Source organism: Paenibacillus agri (assembly GCF_013359945.1).
Taxonomy (GTDB): domain Bacteria; phylum Bacillota; class Bacilli; order Paenibacillales; family Paenibacillaceae; genus Paenibacillus_AQ; species Paenibacillus_AQ agri.
This window is the reverse complement of sequence record NZ_JABWCS010000204.1, coordinates 102,505-121,651: the sequence shown is the minus strand read 5'-3', so window position 1 is coordinate 121,651 and position 19,147 is coordinate 102,505. Positions and strand designations below refer to the sequence as shown.

Sequence of the window (19,147 nt, the reverse complement as noted above, 5' to 3'; positions counted from 1 at the left end):
GCGCCTCCCCAACTAAAAGCATTTTTGTACCTTATTTTTCGTTAATTTAGGTAAATGAGGGAAATAGGTGCATTTTTGTATCTTATTTTTCGAAAAAGCACGATGGACGTGATGTTCTGGAACATTTAAGGTACAATATTGCACTTAATATGCACTAACCCTTACCTGAAGAGGATTTAAGGTACAAAAATGCTGTTAATTACATTGCGCTTTAGATAGTGCGCTGTTGCGGACGGATCGTATTAGCACGCTGACCATAGAAAAGCCACAGACCGCCGAATCGGCGGTCTGTTTGACGTGGTGCATAGAAAATAAAGGGAAAAGACAAGCTATCATCATATTGACTAAATAACTCAAGGAAAAGAGGGAGCGTTATGGATAGCTGCTTGTTCATCCACGGCTTCACAGGAGGCGAGCATGAGATTGCTCCGTTATCCACCTATATGGAGCAGCATCATTACCGTTCCCGGACATTCACATTGAAGGGACATGGGGGAACAAGAGCGGATTTGCTTAAGACGAGCCGGCATGACTGGCAGCAAAGCGCTGAAGAGGAGCTAAATACGCTGCTGGCGAGCAATGATCGAGTGCATCTGATTGGTTTTTCTACTGGAGCGCTGATCGCTTCCCATCTGTCAGTACGCTACAAGGAGCGGGTTCGTTCGCTGACGCTGCTGTCGACGCCTGTGTTTCCGCTGAATCTTGTTGAAATGTTCAAGACACTGGGCGACCCTGCCATGCTTAAGCAATATATCAGCAAAATCCGCTCCACACCGCCTAAGGCCACCAGAGAGTTTCAGCGACTGGTTCGCGAAAGCTTCGAGATCTATCCGCATATTGAGACGCCGACGCTGATTGTGCAGGGCAAACGGGATCATTTGGTCAAAGCGAGAAGCGCCAGTTATCTGCACCATACGATCCCCTCGACCCGCAAGCAGATGCATATCGCTGGTAAGAGTGGACATATGCTCTGCCATGACGATGATAAGCATGAAACTATGCGTGAGGTACTACAGTTTATTCAAAGCACGGGTACCGAAAGATAAGTTCACGCTTTATTTAAATCCGGTGACTTATTTATTTTTATTTCGCCGTGCTCTGTACTCCTGGTTCTCCCATTGTTTAAGCAATGGATAAGGATCAAATGCCCACTCGGTAATCCCTCTGTCTTTGTAAATGCCAAAATGCAAATGTGGAGGGAATTTCCCCTGTGTGCCTGGACTGCCATAGCCCGAGCTGCCGACCCAGCCGATCGTCTGGCCAGGTTGTACAATATCTCCCTGTGCGAGCTTCTTGTCATACCCCGTCAGATGGGCGTAGTAATGGTAGCGGTTATCGATATCGCGTATGCCGATCCGCCAGCCGCCGTAGCGGTTCCAGCCCTTCGTCTCCACAATGCCGTAGCAAGTGCTGCGTACAGGCGTACCGTGCGGAGTGAACAGGTCGGTGCCTTCGTGAATACGTGCTCCGCCCCAGCTGCGTCCCGTACCCCAAGTGCTGCGATAGGCATACGTATTTCCCAGTGGCAGTGGAAAAGCGTTCCCGGACAGGTCGAGCCGTCCGAAATGCTCGTACAGTTTGGCGAATTGATTAATTCGCTGCGATGCCCTGCCATTATGGTAATACTCCCAAATCGCGATACTGAAATCGCTGGAAGACTGCCCATAATGCAACAGATGGCGGGCCATGCTGTAAAGTACATCTGCATCATTGCCAGGGTCGGCCCGGCCGTCCCCTGAGCCGTCGGAGCCAAAGCCGCCGAAGAAGCTGATGGATTGTGGTGAAGTGTCCTCCTGATCAGGATTCAAAGGTCCTGACCATAGAGGAGGCGGGATGGTGATTCCGGTTAGTTTGGTGAGATGCTGAGGTGCTGTTTTGCTTTTTTTGGCGACAGTACGCTCATATTGATCAATGGCCGCAAAACGGAACCAGGGGATGCCAGTTGCTGCACTAATCTGCTCATATAGTTCTCTGCGAGCCGAGAGTAAAGCGGCTTTATCGGTGGGAATGACATCTGTTTTGGAACTCACCGATGCTGGGGGGCTTTGACTGCCCATACTGGCCGCTTGTGCAGCGGGAAGATGAAGTCCGCTCCATAGAATGGTGGCCGCGGACATGCACCAGAACGATTTTTGCACGAGATGATTGTGAAATAGGGTCCGCATAGGACTACCTCCTTTGTCCGGGCATGGTGTTTGTCTTGGAATGAACCCACTATTGCCTTAATAAAGGGCCGTTTAGTGTCGCTCTTTTTCTATAGATTGAAGCAAATGTGATCGTTTTATCCGTTCTTGCCTAAAGGTACCAGACGTACCAAGAGCGCCTTTTGGGCCGCGGTTATTTCTGCCTTGGATTTTTCACAAAAACAGGCATTACCCCGGCGCACATGCTATAATATGAGGCAGCAACTTTAACGCGGCAATCGATTATTACACAGGCGAAAGTGGGGGTTATCTACTTTGACTACAAAAGGCGCTAAACAACCCAAGCCGGATTGGATTAAAATCAAGCTAACTACCGGTGATAACTATCAGGATATTAAAAGCATGATGCGTTCTAAAACTTTGCATACGGTATGTGAGGAGGCTCGTTGTCCAAACATTTATGAATGCTGGGCCAATCGGACAGCAACGTTTATGATTTTGGGTGATATCTGTACGCGGGCCTGCCGCTTTTGCGCAGTTAATACCGGTATGCCAACAGAGCTGGATTTGCAAGAGCCTGAGCGTGTGGCTGAAGCCGCAGAAAGCATGGGTCTTCGCCACTGTGTTGTGACAAGTGTAGCCAGAGATGATCTGAAGGATGGCGGTGCCCGGATTTTTGCCGAGACTGTTGCGGCGATTCGTAAGCGTCTTCCTCTATGTAGTGTGGAAGTGTTAATCCCCGACTTCCTGGGTGACCGGGATAGCCTGGAGATTGTGATGAACAGCAAGCCTGATATTCTAAATCACAATATTGAGACTGTAGAGCGGATGTCTGACCGTGTCCGGGCCAAAGCCAAGTATCGCCGCTCCCTGGAGCTGCTTAAGCGGGCCAAGGAGATGCAACCCGAGATTCCTACCAAATCCAGCATCATGCTGGGTGTGGGGGAGGAGTGGGACGAGATTTTGCAGGCGATGGACGACCTTCGTGCCGTGGACTGTGATATTCTCACACTTGGTCAGTACCTGCAGCCTTCACCGAAGCATCTGAATGTGGAGAAATACTATCCGCCTGAGGAATTCGCCCGGTTGAAGGAAGAGGGCATGAAGCGTGGCTTCAGTCACGTTGAATCTGGCCCGTTAGTGCGCAGCTCCTACCATGCGCATGAGCAGGTCAAATCCGCCGCTAATGCCCGTGAGGAGCGTGCGGTGACTTTGGGCTAACCGTGACGAAGTCGCGAAGGCTCTAAGCTGTTAGGTATCCGTGACGGAGTTACGAAGGTTTTCAGCTGTTAGGTATCCGTGACGAAGTCACGAAGAAGTTTTGAATCTTTTATGTTTCCCGTGACGCGGTCACGAAAAATGATGGAGAGCTGAAAGAGCGACAGCGATTTGAAGCTCTCCAATAAACTAAGCATAGCGAGGCGAGGCCAACGGCCAGCGGAGCGAGCGCAAGGCAGCTAAGGAGCGTTAGCGCACTTAGCTAGTCCCCTGTGCTCCCACGCTAGCGTTGATGGAGTCATGGAGGGAATTTTGGAACTGGAGGAGCGTAGCGCTCGTCTAAAAGCTTTCCGGAGGAAAGCTAGCTTCGGAAGCAGACGCTGTGGTCCAATTTCAACCGCATAGCGGTTACAAATGAAGAAATTGGACCACAACAGCGACCGTAAGTCCAAAATTCCCGCAATGACGGCCGATCAGCGCTCCCCTCTTCTAATGAAAGGCAGGCGACAAAAAGCTTGATCGTTATAGGCGGAAAAGGCTACGAGCTGATGCTGGACCACAAAGACGGATGGAATCCGGAGGCTTTTCGCGGGAGATACAGCGAAGTGCTGGAACGATATGATTACATCGTCGGCGACTGGGGTTACAGCCAATTGCGTCTGAAAGGCTTTTACCGGGACAACCATCCAAAGGTGAACCGGGATACAGCAATTTCAGGCATGGTGGATTACATTAATGAATACTGCAATTTTGGCTGCGCCTATTTTGTGCTGCAAAAATCGAAAGAACAGCCAAAAGAAGGCATGTACAAGGATATTCTGATCAAAGATCCGCAGGTTCAGATTGCGGAGAATGAGCCATCAGAAGAGATGACACAAGAGCCGGCTGTGCGCCAAGCGTCAGCCCAGGAGAATACAGGCCGTGAGCATTCCGGAAGATCGAATTCCAATGCGGCTAAAGAAGCATCGGGAAGAGACAACCAGGTGAAGGATAAGCCTGTTCGGGAGCATCAAAGTAAGAACCATCGTGCTAAAGAGGGACAAGGGAAGAAACCTGGGCGGGAACGAGATCGTGATCGTAACTCCCAAGGAAAGCGGGAAGGCCAGCCGCCAAGCGGCCAACAAAACACGCCGAACCCTCAGAACGCTCCAAAGCCTCAAAACCAACAAAACCAGCAAAACCAACAAAACCAACAAAACCAGCAAAACCAACAAAACCAACAAAACCAACAAAACCAGCAAAATCAACAAAATCCTCTAGGCTCCCAAGCTTCTCAGGAACCGCAGGATTAAGCAGGGTTTGGTTAGACCATGCACCTTCTAATATCATTTATGTAATCAAAAGGGACTGTTTCACTGTAGTAATTCTACAGGAGAACAGTCCCTTTAGTATAGTTATCGTTTATTTTACAGATAATTTCAATTTATTCTGAGCAGCATTATAGCTCCACGCCAGTGCAGGGAATTTCTGCTTGAAGGCGTTCAAATCAATATAGGTCTCGCCATCTTTGGAGAGGGCCGCCTTGGAGGCAATGGTGAATCCGGAAGCAACGCCTGCAACGTTGGTTACGACAACTTTTTTATTCTTTGCGTCCCATGCGAGTTCACCCTCCACGAGAGCGGAAAGCACGCGTGCAGAAGCATAAATAGTGTTCCCTTGCTTGATCAAGCCGACGTTGCCGGCCAAAGGCACCCCATTGATATCCAGAATATGATTATCCCCGGAGGCTTCAATCGTGGACAATCCTGCAATTTTAAGTGCGGTGATCAGCTGTGCCGTTTTACCCTGCACCTCAATCGTCGGAGTAAGTCCGATATGGTTAAAATCTTCCTTAGTAGGCGTCAAATACTTCTGTGTAGTGAGCTTAAGCATATCACCATTGGACATGGGCAGCAGGCTCTGGATCCGCGCTTTCCCGAAGGAACGTGTACCTACAACGGTAGCGATTTTGTTATCCCGTAGCGCCCCGGTTAAGGCTTCAGAAGCGCTGGCCGTATAAGCGTTTGTTAGAATGACAACCGGTACCCCTATTTTACTGCCATTCGTAATGGTTACCGGAATCAGCTTACCGGTCTGGTCGGAGGTGTACATCATGATGCCCTTGTCCATGAACATGGAAGCAATATTGTAGGCTGAATCCATATAACCGCCCACGTTATCACGAAGATCCAGCACCATCGACTTCATGCCTGCCGTACGCATTTTTTTCAATACTTGGGCAAATTCCTCGTCTGCGGTTTGGGTAAAGCCGCTCAGGCTGACATAAGCGATTTTGGGACCGATGATTTGTCCGGTGACGGCAGTCGAAGCAATCTCTCCCCGCGTCACGCGAATGGATTTAGAAACTCCGTCACGCTGAATAAGCAGGGTTACTTTGGTCCCTGACGCTCCGCTCAGCTCATCGCCTTCAGTCTCTTCAACGGGTACGCCATCCACTTTGAGAATGACATCGCCACGTTTAAGACCGGCTTTCTCAGCAGGTGATCCTGCGATTACTTCTTCAATGTATAGCTCAGTAGTTGTATATTGCAGTTTGACCCCGATGCCTACAAATTCAAGATCAACCTGATGGGAGAAATCAGCCGCCTCATTGGCATCGAAATACTGACTGTACGGATCATCCAGCGTGTTGACCATGCCATCGATGGCACCGCGAATCAGGGTATCCTTGTCTACACCTGAAAGATTGTAGTTCTCCAAATATTGCATAACTTCGTTGATGAGGTCTTCATTCGAGACTGCCTTGGCAGATTCGGCCGCTGAAGCAACCGGTGCCAGTACAAGCGTCAGGGCCAGACAGCCGCTAAGGAGAGCGGTCATAACTTTTCCGGATTTCATAAAATGCACACGCCCTTTATATAGTTTTTAAAGTTGCTTGTTGGAAACCACATAGCTGGTGTCGATGGTCCAGGCTCCATTTGCCGATTTGGACAGAACGTAGATCGCCCCAGTTTGGAAGCTGGCTCTCTCGCCTGCTTCTTTTACCTTACTCTCTACATAGACAGCGGCTTCCCCGGCATTATAGTAGAAGATATTAGAGACGATCGGGGTATAAGTAAGATCATAGGAATCAAAGAACTCTTCGAAATCACCTATAAGGAATTCGTCATTTTCTGCTCCGTTTGATGTCATTGTTGTTACAACCTTATTGGCGTTTTTCTCATTCATGTACTGGAAGTATTTCGTAAGATTATTCAAAATGGCTGTGGAATCGTCTTGAAGCACATTCGCGGGCTTCAGGCCTTGCTCACGGGTTAAGAGAACAACACTGTCCTGACTTTCCACCTCGGAAATTTTCCATTTCCCACTTAGTCGAACAAGGGTATATAAGTATTCGTACTTCTGATCAGGGAAGTAACTCCCGCCTAACCGGCGGTTGGTTTCTGTTGTATAGACCGTTGCCTCATCGGCTTTCAAATCAATGATTTCGACTTTGTCGATAGTATTGGTCTGATCGAATCTCTTAAATTGTTCCTTGAGGTCTGCGATCGAATCATCGCTGGTGGAGTCCGGATCAACCAGGGAGAAGTATTTTTCGGCATTTTTTTCATTGTGGTACTTGTTAGCCAGCTTGATTACTTCTGTAATCGCTATGGCTTCAGCAGCGGAGTCAGTAGTTGAGGCTTGAATGTTGACCGTACGTGAGGACGGATTCCATACGGCTGTTCCGCCTGTCGCTTCAGCTATGAAACGCAAGGGTATGTATGTGGTTCCTGCCTTGGCTACAGGTGCAATGGGGAGTTTCGTAGCGGTTCCGTTAACCATGGCTACCTTGCTGCCAATTTTAAGGCTGACGGACAAGCTTTTTCCTGTACCGGTGACGGTTCCGGTCTTCGCATCCCAGAGTACCTTAAGTCCCAGTTTTTCGAAAACAACGCGGAAAGGTACCAGTATGGTGTTATTCTGCAGATATGGAGCCCCTGAGGTAAAAGGGACCTTGCTGCCATTAATGTAGACTTCAATCGGTTTCTCGGCCGCAAAAGCGGGAATGGCCATAACGAGGGCTAGTAGACTCGCGACCATAATGGTTAATAGTTTTTTCAACAGATTCTCTCCTTTAATATGGAACACTTTGTAAAATAGGCTCATTATACCATTTGAATTCTCTCTAGTCTATCGAATCATGTTAGCTGTATTCGGTAGTTTTGTCAGCATGAAAAAGCCGGAGATATAGTTATCCCCGGCCCTTGTGTTTAGTACAATTATGCGGGTCAAAACTGGGCCGTCCCGGTGTTTGACCTAGACGAGAAAAGCTTCGCGAACACGGTTCCAGAACGGGAACGGGCGGTAGCGGGCAAAGCTGATTTTTTTGGAGGATACCTGACAGCGCACGGAAATCAGATCATCGACCGGTATATTGACATGGTCCACTGTTAATAGCAGACGCTGCTCTTTGCGTGAAAAGATATCGGTGTGATGATGCTTCGGCAGCAGTAGTGGTGAACCCATCGTGCGGAACACACGGTTGTTAATGGAAGCAATTTCCGAAATCTGCAGAGCCTCAATGGTAGGGTGAACCATAGCACCGCCAAGGCTTTTATTATATGCGGTACTGCCGGAAGGGGTGGAGATACAAATTCCGTCCCCCCGAAACATCTCAAACGACACGTCATTAATGTCAATCTGGATGACTACGGTACCATCCACCCCTTTAAGGGTGAATTCATTCAGCGCAATGTGGGAGGTGGACCCGGATTTCTTGTGAATTTCCAGTTCTAACAGAGGGTACTGCACAATTCTCGGCTTTTTTGGATTTCCATTTTCCGTCCCGCACATATAGTCGATCAGGGTAGGCAACTCCTGCGCCTTCCAGTCAGCATAGAAGCCGAGGTGGCCTGTATGCACGCCTACAAACGCCAGATTCGGAATGCGGTCGATAAAGGTGTGAAAAGCATGAAGCATCGTGCCATCTCCACCAATTGAGATGACAATCTCCGGGGACTCGGCATCCAGCTCCAGGTTTCGCTCCGCCGCCAGCTTGTGAAATTGCTCCGCAAGATTGATGGACAGATCATCACCGCGGTCCAGAACATAATATCTCAAGATGTACAGGCTCCTTTGTTTAATTCAGTCATACACCGATCATAATCAATCTTGATGCGGAACACAATATTTGAGGGTGTAAAAGAGCAAAGCTGATCACAGAGCCTCAGCGGTCAGCCCTTGCGGTGCAGCCGCAGCAGGGACAGCACCAGCGCCAGCAAGAGGGCTACGCTAAGGAGTAGGCCGAGTAGCACAAGGCTCGCGCCGAGGCTGGAGCCGGCAGTTGAAAGTGAGGCTGCGGGAGGCCAGTGGCTCCAGGCCGCCACCAGCCGGCCGCCAGCGACGGGCTGCCATAGCAGCAAGGCGAGGCTCGCCGCGAGCACGCCATGCACCAGGCGTGCGATCATGAACGGCAGGTAGCGCAGCCCCGTGCCGTTCAGAATGCTTGCGACCTGGGCGTGGACAGACAGACCGCCCCAGGACAGGATGAAGGCCGCTGCTGCGATTTTGAAGTGAAGCGGCACGGCAGAGGCTGCTTCCCCGGCGGAACGGACGCCGAGGGTGACTTCGAAGAATCCGCCTACCAAAGCTTGCGCTAGCTCCGGTGAAAAGCCGATCAGGGACAGCAGGGCCCCTACAAGAGTGAAGAGCGACGACATGATGCCGGCGCGCGATAGTAACTCCATCAGCACGCTGAAGAATACAACTAGGCCGCCGACGACAATAATAAGTTTTAAAGAGGACTGAATAGCATCTTTCATGATCTCACCCAGGCTTCGGCCATCCCTGCGCCGGGCCTCAGCCATCGCAGACAGCGCAGTGCGAATCCTGCCCATACCTTGTCCCGTGTGGGGCTGCACAGGCGCGGTGATGGAAAGATCGGGGGTGGCCGCTGCCCTCCGGCCATGAAGAGACATCAACAGCCCGACTAGCAGCCCGCCGCCATAATGAGAAATGGCCAGGATTAGGCCCAAAGACGCGTCGTGAAAAAATCCGACAGAAACCGCGCCAAGCAGGAAAATAGGATCGGAAGAGGTGGTGAAAGCCACCAGCCGTTCTCCTTCTACCCGAGTAATCAAGTTCTGCTCACGCAGCTTGGCGGTTAATTTGGCGCCAACGGGGTATCCTGAGACATATCCCATGGCGGCTACGAAACCGCCGCTGCCTGGTATACGAAACAGCGGGCGCATCAATGGATCAAGCAAGGTACCAAAGAGATGGACTACACCAAAGCCCAGCATCATCTCGGAGATGACGAAGAAAGGGAACAGCGACGGAAACAGAACATCCCACCAGATGGAGAGTCCGCGCAGTGCAGCGGTAAGGGATGATCCGGGATGTACCAGCATCAGTACCATGCAGCCCGCCAGCCCGAAAGCCAGCAAAGGGCCACCTATTCTTTTCATGATCATGATTTATGCCTCCAGGTCTATTGCTAAGAAGATATGCAAAAACAGGGACAAACAGCACAAAAAAGAAGGACAAAAGACACAAAAAAACAAGGAAAGCGGTTACAAATGTCTGTGCTTTTCGGTTGAATTTGTGATATTATAAAATTAATAAATACAACACCGCTGTACATCAGATAATTAGGGATGGAGTGATGGTGATGAGCATAGTTGCCGGAGTGCTGGTTTGTGCTTTTGTATATGTGATCCGTGCTTCCCTCGTCCCGCCTGGTGATGAGGACTTTCGGACCTATTGAATATGTAATAATGACGCTAAACAATCGTTTAGCGTCTTTTTTGTCTATACGCAGTATGCAAGATTTGAAGTCCTCGGGACAGATATCATTATAGGCTGTTTTTTTGGTATAATGAAAAGGCCGTTACATTATTATGGAAGAAAGCTGGTACTTTTCAATGAATCCAAATGACAGTATATATGTTAACCTGGGGGGCGCTGAAGGTCTTCACCGCCTGGTGGAGGTCTTCTATAGCAAAGTTCAAGCCCACCCACAGCTTGGTCCATTGTTCCCCGAGGACATTGCGCCTGTCCTGGAGAAGCAGTATCAATTCCTGAGCCAATTCTTTGGCGGCCCTGCGCTCTTCTCTGAGCTTCACGGGCATCCCATGATGAGAGCCCGGCATATGCATGTTCCGATTACCCCGGAGCGTGCAGAGGAATGGCTGCAGTGCATGAAAGAAGCGCTGGAGGAGAGAGAAGTGGAGGAGCCCCTGCGTTCTTTTGTATTAAATCGCCTGGCTGGCCCTGCGCATCACTTTGTGAACATGCCCCAAGAATAAGATAAGGTTCTATGGCGAAAGGAATGAGGGCATTTGACAGAATTAATACCTTTGTATTCCATCAAGGTTCAGTGCTGTAACTGTGAACACGAGTTTTTAACCTCCCGGGTACGGCCCAGCCTCAAAAAAGCAGAACGCCGCGATGCGGATTTTTGTTCTTATTACAAGAATGAGAATCCGGATTATTATGTTGTGAGAGTCTGCCCGCAATGCGGATTTGCCTCTACAGAGAATTCTGCGGACAAGCTTGCTGATTGGCAGCGCAAAGCCTTTAATGATCAGGTCGGAAAACGCTGGAAAACGCGTGACTTCGGTGAGAAGCGTAGCTGGGGAGAAGCACTGGAGACATATAAGCTCGCGCTATTGTGTGCCCAGAGCATCAATGACAAGGATCGCATTATAGCGAGCCTGCTCCATCATATCGCCTGGTTGTACCGCTATCAGGGAGACACGCCGCAGGAGATGCGCTTTCTGCAGTACTCTCTAGACGCTTATATCAAGGTGTATGAGGGCGATGGTATCGGCGGAAATGATGCCCGGCTGATGTTCCTCATTGGAGAGCTTAACCGGCGCACAGGTAATTTCTCTGATGCAGTCAAATGGTTCTCCCGCCTGGTGAATGATCAGCGGATTATGGATGCAGCGATGATCCGGGCCGCACGTGAGCAATGGACGATTCTGCGTGAGCAGATGCGTGGTGAAGAGATTAGCGAGGATGGACTTCCTTCCGATTCGGTAGGAAGCTAACGGTACGTGAGCTATGTTCCTCCTCTGGCTGGAGACATAGAAAAAGCGCAGAGAGGAGCTCCTCTCTGCGCTTTGCCATCGGCTGGGACTTCCTAAACGGCCCGTTGCCTGTCCTCTTTTTACGCTAAAGTCATCTTACGGCGCGGTCGAACAGCAGATAGTCGGCATCGTTGTCGATGACCGTGAGGCTGGTGCTGCAGCAGGGAAAGACCAGAAGTCGCTTCTTGCCATCACGGATAAGAGGCAGTTCTTTCGGTTTTAGGGGCAGCAGCACATTCTCATGGGTACAGAACGGGCAGTATTGCACGTACATATCGCCCAGTATAATGTCATAAGGCCAGGTGTGGCTGAAAGGGATCATTGTCCATCCTTCCCGGATGAAGGCAATTCCGGCCCGTCTTCGGCCTGTGTTGTGTTCTTCTTGGATAGCTCAGCTATCTTTTGCAGCAAAATATGTTGGGGCATATGCATCAAGTGTTCCAAGGGAACACCAAGCTGTTTGGACAGGGCAATGGCCGTTTCTGGCGAAATTTGCAGCGGCTTCATTATGAATCCTCCTTAAGTGGTTGCCATGCAGCGCAGGCTTATGGATAGTTCCAATATTGTAATCCACTTTACCACGGCTCTTGGCCAATTACAAAGAAAAGCAAATGTGAGAAAAGGAATGGTGAATACACATGAAACAACCGTTATCGTTAACCTGGGAATTGGACTCCATTTTTAACGGAGGCTCAGCTTCTCCCGAGTTCGAAAGCTTCCTCCATAAACTGGAGGGGGATATTGACACTTTGCAGCAGCAAGTGCAAGCTTCCGTCTCCCCGGCTGATGTCAAAGGAACAGAGGCTTTGGACAGCGTGATCGAACTGTTGCAGAGTTGCACTGGTCGTCTGGTGCAGGCTGCGGAGTTCACAGGGTGCCTTGGCGCACAGAATCAGCAGGATAAAGGTGCTGTGCGTCTGTCTTCTAAAGTATCTGGACTGCGTGCCCGCTTCGAAGGTGTCAGCTCGCAATTTGACAATGTGCTGCGCCAAACCTCTGATGAAGTATGGGGGGAGTGGATAGCCCGGCCAGAAATTGCTCCACTATCTTTCGTGCTTAGTGAGAGCCGCAGTCTGGCCCGCGAGAAAATGAGCCCTGAACTGGAAAGCCTGGCCCTGTCATTGGCAGTAGACGGATACCATGGCTGGAGTGAGCACTATGAGACGATCGTTTCCTCCATCAAGATTCCTTTTGAAGATGAAGAAGGCAGCCGTGTACTATCTGCTGGTCAGGCCTTCAACAAACTGGATGATGCCGATCCGGCTGTCCGCTCCGCGATGTTCGCCAAGTGGGAAGAAGCTTGGGGCGGTGTTGAGGATTACTGTGCGGATACATTGAACCATCTGGCCGGCTTCCGCGTGAACCTTTACAATGGCCGCGGCTGGGACGACATTCTCAAAGAGCCACTGGGTATCAACCGCATGACCCGCGAGACGCTGGATGTAATGTGGGATGTCATTAACCGCAACAAACCAGCTCTGGTCTCCTATTTGCAGCGCAAAGCGAAGCTGCTTGGTCTGGAGTCTCTATCCTGGGTGGATGTCGAAGCGCCTGTCGGCAACGCTAACGGCAAAATCTCCTACGATCAGGCAGCACAAGACATTATTGCACAATTCCGCAATTTCAGTCCGAAGATGGCGGATTTCGCCGAAGAAGCCTTCGACAAAAACTGGATTGAAGTCGAAGACCGTGCAGGAAAGCGTCCGGGCGGCTTCTGCGTCACATTCCCGGAGAGCAAGGAATCCCGTATTTTTATGACTTACAGCGGTACGGCTTCTAATGTGTCCACGCTGGCACATGAACTGGGACATGCTTATCATTCCTACCTGCTGAAGGATCAACCGGTGTTCAATCAGAATTATGCGATGAACGTGGCGGAGACTGCTTCCACCTTCGCTGAAGCGATCATATCCGATGCACAGGTGAAGGCAGCCGTTAATCCTGAAGAGAAACTGGCTCTTCTGGAGTCCAAAATTCAAAGAAGTGTGGCGTTCTTTATGAACATCCATGCCCGCTTCCTGTTCGAAACCCGCTTTTACGAAAAACGCAAGCAAGGTGTTGTCAGTGCAGAAGAGCTGTCTGCCTTGATGGAGGAAGCGCAGAAGGAGGCCTTCAACGGGGTTCTTTCCAGCTACCATCCTCATTTCTGGGCATCCAAGCTGCATTTCTATATCACAGATGTACCTTTCTATAATTTCCCTTACACTGTGGGTTATATGTTCAGTACGGGACTTTACCGCCTCGCTCTGCAAGAAGGAGCTTCCTTTGCGGACAAATACGACGATTTGCTGCGGGATACAGGTGTAATGACCTTGGAGGATTTGGTGTCGAAACATCTGGGTGTTGATTTGACTCAGCCCGATTTCTGGCAGGGAGCTACGGATCTGATTATTGCTGATATTGAAGAGTTCCTGCAGATGACAGAGCATCTTGCCTAAGATTTATGGCGATATAAGGAAAACTTGTCATATTAGAGGCTGAGTTTTTTAGCCACAATAAGGTATTAATGCGAAAAGACCCTCAAAAGAGGGTCTTTTTTTGCTTATATATTGTCGAAAATGATCAGTTTTATGGAGGTATTATTAGTTTTCAATATAAAAAATACGCATTTATAGTTATTATTGACCAATTATGTTGAATAATGTTGTGTGGCTTGATGTAATTAACCTATAATTGAGTCCTAAGCCTTATATAAGGCGTGCTAGGAAGATAACTGAGGAGGAAATTTATGATGAAGACGGAGCAATTATCGCTGGCGCGACAGATCGATCTGGTGTTCAAGGAATTGCAAGAAGAACTGTCAGGTTTGTCTTCCGGCACGGTATTTGTGCAAATACGAAACAACGTCATTGGAAAGTTTGGTATTCGCCATCTTCCTCTATCCGGAAGAAAAGGTGCTTTTGCTGCTGAAACGGAAGGATTGACCCCCGAGCAGCAGGCTTCCTTCCGGTTGATGGCGCTGGAAAGCCTTAAATATAAACGGCGGTGGACCCATGGGGAGATTAGCTATGAATTTGCTGTTCGGCAGGGCATGGTTATCGTGGATGCCACGTTGGAGTCTAATTACAATATGGCAAATCTGATGATCCGTTATCCCCGCAATTCGCAATCCGACACACATGATCAATTCCTGGGTTGATGGAATTAGGGAATGTATTGTCAAAATATTAAAAGCCCCCTCACGCTTCTGTTAAGAGAAGCGCAAGAGGGCTGGGAAGCTTTGCAGGATAGGCTGTGATGCCTAACCAAGTAAGGCGTTTAAGATAAGGGTGTGACTAGTTCGAACGACCGGACAATTGTTGCTCTGCCAGTTGTACGAGACGTTTGGTGATGTATCCTCCCAAAGAACCGGTTTCGCGGGAAGTGTAGTTTCCGTAATAACCGTCTTGAGGGATGGTTACACCAAGCTCTTGAGCTGCTTCATATTTCAGTTGTTGCAAAGCAGCGTTTGCTTGAGGAACGACCAGGTTATTGGAACGACTACCACGACCTTGGCTTTGACCTGCTTGACCCATGTTTGTCACCTCCTTCGCCCGTTGTGAAGATAGTATGAGCGCTAGGAGATGAATTCATGCACCTTTTCGAAAGGTTTTAAGGATGGTAATTTTTAGTGTTTCCTGATTGATTTTAAAAGTTATGATGATTCTAATTCGTAGCAGAAAGTCAAAAAAGCGATCATCTCCTGCAGTATGCAAGGGATGATCGCTTGGGCGGATAATTGTGATTAGCGATTGGGATGGATCATTTCGAGTGTGGTTGACAGCTCAATGCTATGTCCCGGTTCCAGTGTCAACAGGCCGGTAAACTCCGGATCTGGCGATACATTCGGCGCATCGGGAAGCCATGTATAGGGTTCGATGCAGAGGAACTGATCAGCCGGTCCTTTTGTATAAAGCACCCAGTGACGGAAGAGATTCTCGTCGGCTGTATAACGTAGTCCGTAGCCATCATCGCGTAGTAATAGAGCCTCTACAGGCTGTTTTTTGCCGATTCGCAGAGCTGTGTCAAAGTTGGTTCCCTGAATGTTCTTTCCCTCGTTAAGGTCCTGAAGATCTCCGAGAGGAAGCAGATTGCCGCTTGGCAGCAACTCCTCATTCAGCTCATAGATGCCTTCTACAGGCAGCTTGAGATTCCAGCGTTCAGGTTCTCCATCAATCATAAACCAAGTGTGATAGCCAAGTCCGAACGGGATGCGCTGTTCACCAAGGTTAGTTACTTTAAGAATCTGTTTCAGTCTGGCATCCTGCAGCCGAAATGTCATTTCAAGTTTGAGTGGCACAGGCAGCTGCTCCATCCAGTGTGGATCGTCCACAGTGTTGAACTCCGTCGTTACGGCGCAGCCATCCTCGTCTTCTTCAATGTCACTGACACACCAAGCCTGTGTTCTGTGCAGGCCATGAATGTGATTGTCACCCGCGGTGTTTTGGTCGAATTGATAACTTGCTCCGTCAAATTGAAATTGTCCTTTGCGAATGCGTCCTGGTGGGATCAAGAGCGGAATGCCAAAATGATATGGCTTTTGCATAAAAAAATCTAGGTCGCTTTCTTCAGGCCGTCGCAGAATTTGCCGTTCTTCCTTGAGGTCTTTCAAGGCTATCACGTTATTTCCAAGTCGCGGCAAAAGCGTGACTTCCAGTTCGCGGCTGTGCAAAATATAAGTATCATAACCGCCCCACTGCCCTTTGGTCACCTGTTTCATGAGATATGCTCCTTTATTGTAGCTGTAATCGGAATAGAACGCGGATAACCTTATCATAACAGATTTATGCGGCCCTGAGTTAAGGGAATTGACAAACCTCTCCGCATCGTTCATGATGAACTCATTCAATAATAATGGCAATGTGATGACGGGGACAAGTAGTCAGATGATGAACCTTCAGAAAGCCGGTGGATGATGCGAACCGGTGGAATTCTTCTGGTGAATGGACCTCCGAGCGCCGAGTTTGAACAGGAGCATAACGTCTCCCCAGTAGTCCGGCCGGTTCTTCCCCGTTAACGGAAGCTTAAGGCTGCTGTTGTCCTTTGACAAAGGACAAATGCGGCGAATAAGGGTGGCACCACGGTCTCACGTCCCTTGCGGGGTGGGCCTTTTTTGCGTTCATAACACATTGGATGTCATTCGGAAATACACTACATGGAGGGATTAGCATGGCTAAAAAAGTATTATCGGGTATTCAGCCCAGCGGTACATTGACACTTGGGAATTATATTGGAGCAATGAAGAATTTCGTGAAGCTGCAGGAAGAACATGAATGTTATTTCATGGTGGTGGATTTGCACGCTATTACAGTAGCTCAAGAGCCTGCGGCACTTCGCGAGCAATCGGAGTCGGTAGCTGCGCTGTTTATCGCAGCCGGAATTGATCCGGCGCGTTCCAATGTGTATCTCCAGTCTCATGTTCCGCAGCATGCCGAGCTTGGCTGGATCATGACAACCCTGACTGCAATGGGAGAACTGGAGCGGATGACTCAGTTCAAGGATAAATCCTCCGGCAAGGATTCTGTAGGTGCAGGCTTGTTCGTTTATCCGTCGCTGATGGCAGCCGATATCCTCGTCTACAATGCAGACCTAGTGCCAGTGGGGGAAGACCAGAAACAGCATTTGGAACTGACCCGCGATTTGGCAGGGCGCTTCAACAGCCGTTTTGGGGAGTTCTTCACGATTCCCGAACCGTATATCCCGCAAGTGGGCGCACGGATTATGTCTCTTGACGATGGAACCAAAAAAATGAGTAAGAGCAATCCTAATGCGGGCAGCTTTATTTCGCTTTTGGATCCGCCGGATGTCATCCGTAAGAAGATTAGCCGGGCAACTACGGACTCGGGGCGCGAAGTGATCTTTGATCCGCAGAACAAACCGGAAGTTAGTAATCTGATGAGTATCTATGCGGAATGTTCAGGGATGTCGCTGGGGCAGATTGCTGACCGGTTCGAAGGACAAATGTACGGTGGCTTCAAGAAAGAGCTTGCTGAGGTGGTCGTGGCGACGCTTGAGCCACTGCAGCAGCGCTATCACGAAATCAGAAATTCAGGTGCCTTGAGCGATATTCTGGCAGAAAGTGCTGAGCGCGCCCGCGTGGTAGCTGCACAGACGCTGGCTGGCGTGAAGGAACGTATGGGTTTCCTGCCGGTACGATAAGGACTGAGCTGCAGGAAGGCATACACAAACGTTAAGCTTGTGTTGTGCCTTCCTGCTGCCGTCTGCGCCGGGCTTTGACAATAAATCCCCAGCCGATGTTCAGAATGCAGACCAAGCCAAGCGCCAGTGCTAGCCAAATACTGTAGCTGATCGCGATGGAGGCGGCGGTCAGGAGCAGAATGGACGAGCATGCGAACCACAGGGAGAGTCCTTTTCCCATAATTGACAGCCTCCTTTAGGCAATAGAGAAAGTGATCCCGGATCATTAACATGATTCCGGGATTTTTGTGTTAATACGATTGTGACATCAACGGGAGTAGAGTTAACGCAATGAATAGTGAAGGGCGTTATCTTGTAAACGCTTTATGGTGATTGTGCCTTATTCTCAGTAGGGGAGTCAAGGGGAAAAGCACGGCTCCTTGAGAATCTACACTTTCATGGAGCCGGGGTCACTGGCAAAACGTTCGTTCAGCTTCTCGCTGCTGAGCCAGCCTACGTACGTATTCAACGGATGATAGTCGTTATCCATGACGAGAACTGCCACGAAAGGGAATTGCTTGCGGTGTAAATAACGCACATCCCCCCAGCGCACAATATAACCGGAGGGCAATTCTTCTACCTCTGCGACTGCATAAGAGGTGAAGTACAGGAAGGACTGGATATCCGGATGGGATTTGGAATGTGCTACGGCAGGGTGCTCGGAGCTTACTGCATGTTTGAACCAGTGAAGTCGACCACCCAGCAACTGGCCAATATCATAACTGCCGTCAGATTTGGCTTTGACGATGTTCCAGCGTTTGGGCGAGATTGTGGGGATTATGTAATAGCGGTCCCCGGGGTCATGTTTGACATCCTTGGCCTTGATCCTGCGTGAAAGCCGGAAATGGACAAGGGTCCGCCAAAAGTAATAGATCACGATACAAATATAGAGCGTAATGAACAAAGGGGCGGGCGGGAAGAGGCCACTTACCCAGAGCACGAGAGCTGCCGTGTGGCTGCCGAAGATAAAAGGATCAAAGATGTGAATGATGTTCCAGGCAATCCATTTCTCGGTGAACGGCCTCGCAGCCTGAGTGCCATAAGTATTGAATAGATCAGAAAAAACATGTACGAATACACCGATAAAACTCCAAAGCGCAATATGACCCAGTCTGTACGGATCACTAACTCCAAACAAGGGTCCGATTACTATTGTAATTAACGCGGGCCACAGCAAGAGAAAAGGCAGGGAATGGGTGATGCCCCGGTGATTGCGTATATACATCGCATTGCTCTTCAACCGCAATACAGTATCGGCATCGGGGGCCTGTGACGCAATAACGACAGATACCATAACAGCTCCGGCAAGCACAGGGTCGGAAGCAACGGCCGGATCAACGAAGGACAGCCCTGCTAAGCCCAGGCCCATGACAACATGTGTAGCAGTATCCATAATACAGTTCTCCTTTACTCGGAAGTTCCTATTCATTACTACCCTAAATCATGTCCAGTTATTAAATTGTAATAAAATAAATATCGTCACGTAATTGTCGAATTCATGAACATCATACCAAATGATTGTCAATTTCTTCAGGGGTTTGTTATGATAAAGTTAACAGCGGAGATTATATTTCTCTGGCGAGAACGTTAGAA

19 protein-coding genes are annotated in these 19,147 nt (G+C 49.3%); 8 read left to right on the top strand and 11 right to left on the bottom strand.

All coding sequences use genetic code 11. The features are described from left to right. Positions 1 to 374 precede the first annotated feature (374 nt). Positions 375 to 1,046, top strand: a complete 672-nt coding sequence (locus tag HPT30_RS10900) for an alpha/beta hydrolase (RefSeq protein WP_175371416.1) — start codon at positions 375 to 377, stop codon at positions 1,044 to 1,046. 27 nt (positions 1,047 to 1,073) lie between these two features. On the opposite strand, the gene HPT30_RS10895 is transcribed toward HPT30_RS10900, so the two are convergent. Then, a complete protein-coding gene (locus tag HPT30_RS10895) occupies positions 1,074 to 2,165 on the bottom strand; it encodes a M23 family metallopeptidase (protein WP_175371415.1) in 1,092 nt (363 codons plus the stop codon). 294 nt (positions 2,166 to 2,459) lie between these two features. Here HPT30_RS10895 and lipA point away from each other — a divergent pair, with 294 nt between their 5' ends. Next, the gene (gene lipA, locus HPT30_RS10890; protein ID WP_175371414.1) at positions 2,460 to 3,365 is read left to right on the top strand and encodes a lipoyl synthase; all 906 of its coding nucleotides are present in this window, start codon (positions 2,460 to 2,462) and stop codon (positions 3,363 to 3,365) included. Between the two features lie 545 nt (positions 3,366 to 3,910). Continuing rightward, positions 3,911 to 4,654: a YutD family protein gene (locus tag HPT30_RS29940; RefSeq protein ID WP_446685658.1), complete on the top strand. Its 744-nt coding sequence runs from the start codon at positions 3,911 to 3,913 to the stop codon at positions 4,652 to 4,654. A 109-nt stretch (positions 4,655 to 4,763) separates the two neighbouring features. Here the strand turns inward: HPT30_RS29940 and HPT30_RS10880 are convergent, their stop codons facing one another. The 4 genes from HPT30_RS10880 to spoVV form a co-directional block, all read right to left on the bottom strand. Continuing rightward, entirely contained in the window at positions 4,764 to 6,200 is a 1,437-nt protein-coding gene (locus HPT30_RS10880) for a S41 family peptidase (RefSeq protein WP_175371413.1), read from the bottom strand. Positions 6,201 to 6,227: 27 nt separating this feature from the next. Further along, positions 6,228 to 7,406, bottom strand: a complete 1,179-nt coding sequence (locus tag HPT30_RS10875; protein WP_175371412.1) for a copper amine oxidase N-terminal domain-containing protein — start codon at positions 7,404 to 7,406, stop codon at positions 6,228 to 6,230. Positions 7,407 to 7,601: 195 nt separating this feature from the next. Then, positions 7,602 to 8,405 carry an NAD kinase gene (locus HPT30_RS10870; RefSeq protein ID WP_175371411.1) on the bottom strand — a complete coding sequence of 268 codons (804 nt, stop codon included), beginning with the start codon at positions 8,403 to 8,405 and terminating at the stop codon, positions 7,602 to 7,604. A 113-nt stretch (positions 8,406 to 8,518) separates the two neighbouring features. Next, positions 8,519 to 9,757: a dipicolinic acid transporter SpoVV gene (gene spoVV / locus HPT30_RS10865; RefSeq protein ID WP_175371410.1), complete on the bottom strand. Its 1,239-nt coding sequence runs from the start codon at positions 9,755 to 9,757 to the stop codon at positions 8,519 to 8,521. A 450-nt stretch (positions 9,758 to 10,207) separates the two neighbouring features. On the opposite strand from spoVV, the gene HPT30_RS10860 reads away from it, so the two are divergent. Next, complete coding sequence (locus tag HPT30_RS10860; protein ID WP_175371409.1) at positions 10,208 to 10,591, top strand: globin domain-containing protein; 384 nt, start codon at positions 10,208 to 10,210, stop codon at positions 10,589 to 10,591. A gap of 33 nt (positions 10,592 to 10,624) precedes the next feature. Then, on the top strand, positions 10,625 to 11,338 hold the full coding sequence (locus HPT30_RS10855; protein ID WP_175371408.1) for a DUF2225 domain-containing protein: 714 nt from the start codon (positions 10,625 to 10,627) through the stop codon (positions 11,336 to 11,338). 130 nt (positions 11,339 to 11,468) lie between these two features. On the opposite strand, the gene HPT30_RS10850 is transcribed toward HPT30_RS10855, so the two are convergent. Then, positions 11,469 to 11,699: a hypothetical protein gene (locus HPT30_RS10850; protein WP_066376312.1), complete on the bottom strand. Its 231-nt coding sequence runs from the start codon at positions 11,697 to 11,699 to the stop codon at positions 11,469 to 11,471. Next, complete coding sequence (locus HPT30_RS10845) at positions 11,696 to 11,884, bottom strand: YycC family protein (RefSeq protein WP_175371407.1); 189 nt, start codon at positions 11,882 to 11,884, stop codon at positions 11,696 to 11,698. Before HPT30_RS10845 ends, HPT30_RS10850 begins: the two co-directional genes overlap by 4 nt. 131 nt (positions 11,885 to 12,015) lie before the next feature. Here HPT30_RS10845 and HPT30_RS10840 point away from each other — a divergent pair, with 131 nt between their 5' ends. Beyond that, positions 12,016 to 13,815, top strand: a complete 1,800-nt coding sequence (locus HPT30_RS10840; RefSeq protein ID WP_175371406.1) for a M3 family oligoendopeptidase — start codon at positions 12,016 to 12,018, stop codon at positions 13,813 to 13,815. Positions 13,816 to 14,105: 290 nt separating this feature from the next. Then, the gene (locus HPT30_RS10835) at positions 14,106 to 14,516 is read left to right on the top strand and encodes an O-methyltransferase (protein ID WP_175371405.1); all 411 of its coding nucleotides are present in this window, start codon (positions 14,106 to 14,108) and stop codon (positions 14,514 to 14,516) included. A 136-nt stretch (positions 14,517 to 14,652) separates the two neighbouring features. On the opposite strand, the gene HPT30_RS10830 is transcribed toward HPT30_RS10835, so the two are convergent. Together HPT30_RS10830 and HPT30_RS10825 are read right to left on the bottom strand one after the other, a co-directional pair. Continuing rightward, positions 14,653 to 14,892 (bottom strand): alpha/beta-type small acid-soluble spore protein, encoded by a 240-nt coding sequence (locus tag HPT30_RS10830; protein ID WP_066376333.1) that lies wholly within the window; start codon positions 14,890 to 14,892, stop codon positions 14,653 to 14,655. 209 nt (positions 14,893 to 15,101) lie between these two features. Next, entirely contained in the window at positions 15,102 to 16,076 is a 975-nt protein-coding gene (locus HPT30_RS10825) for an aldose 1-epimerase (protein ID WP_175371404.1), read from the bottom strand. 449 nt (positions 16,077 to 16,525) lie between these two features. On the opposite strand from HPT30_RS10825, the gene trpS reads away from it, so the two are divergent. After that, complete coding sequence (gene trpS, locus HPT30_RS10820; protein WP_175371403.1) at positions 16,526 to 17,515, top strand: tryptophan--tRNA ligase; 990 nt, start codon at positions 16,526 to 16,528, stop codon at positions 17,513 to 17,515. Positions 17,516 to 17,546: 31 nt separating this feature from the next. Here trpS and HPT30_RS10815 read toward each other — a convergent pair whose 3' ends face one another. Further along, positions 17,547 to 17,735, bottom strand: a complete 189-nt coding sequence (locus HPT30_RS10815; protein ID WP_175371402.1) for a hypothetical protein — start codon at positions 17,733 to 17,735, stop codon at positions 17,547 to 17,549. Between the two features lie 207 nt (positions 17,736 to 17,942). Continuing rightward, complete coding sequence (locus HPT30_RS10810) at positions 17,943 to 18,947, bottom strand: metal-dependent hydrolase (RefSeq protein WP_175371401.1); 1,005 nt, start codon at positions 18,945 to 18,947, stop codon at positions 17,943 to 17,945. Positions 18,948 to 19,147: the final 200 nt, after the last annotated feature.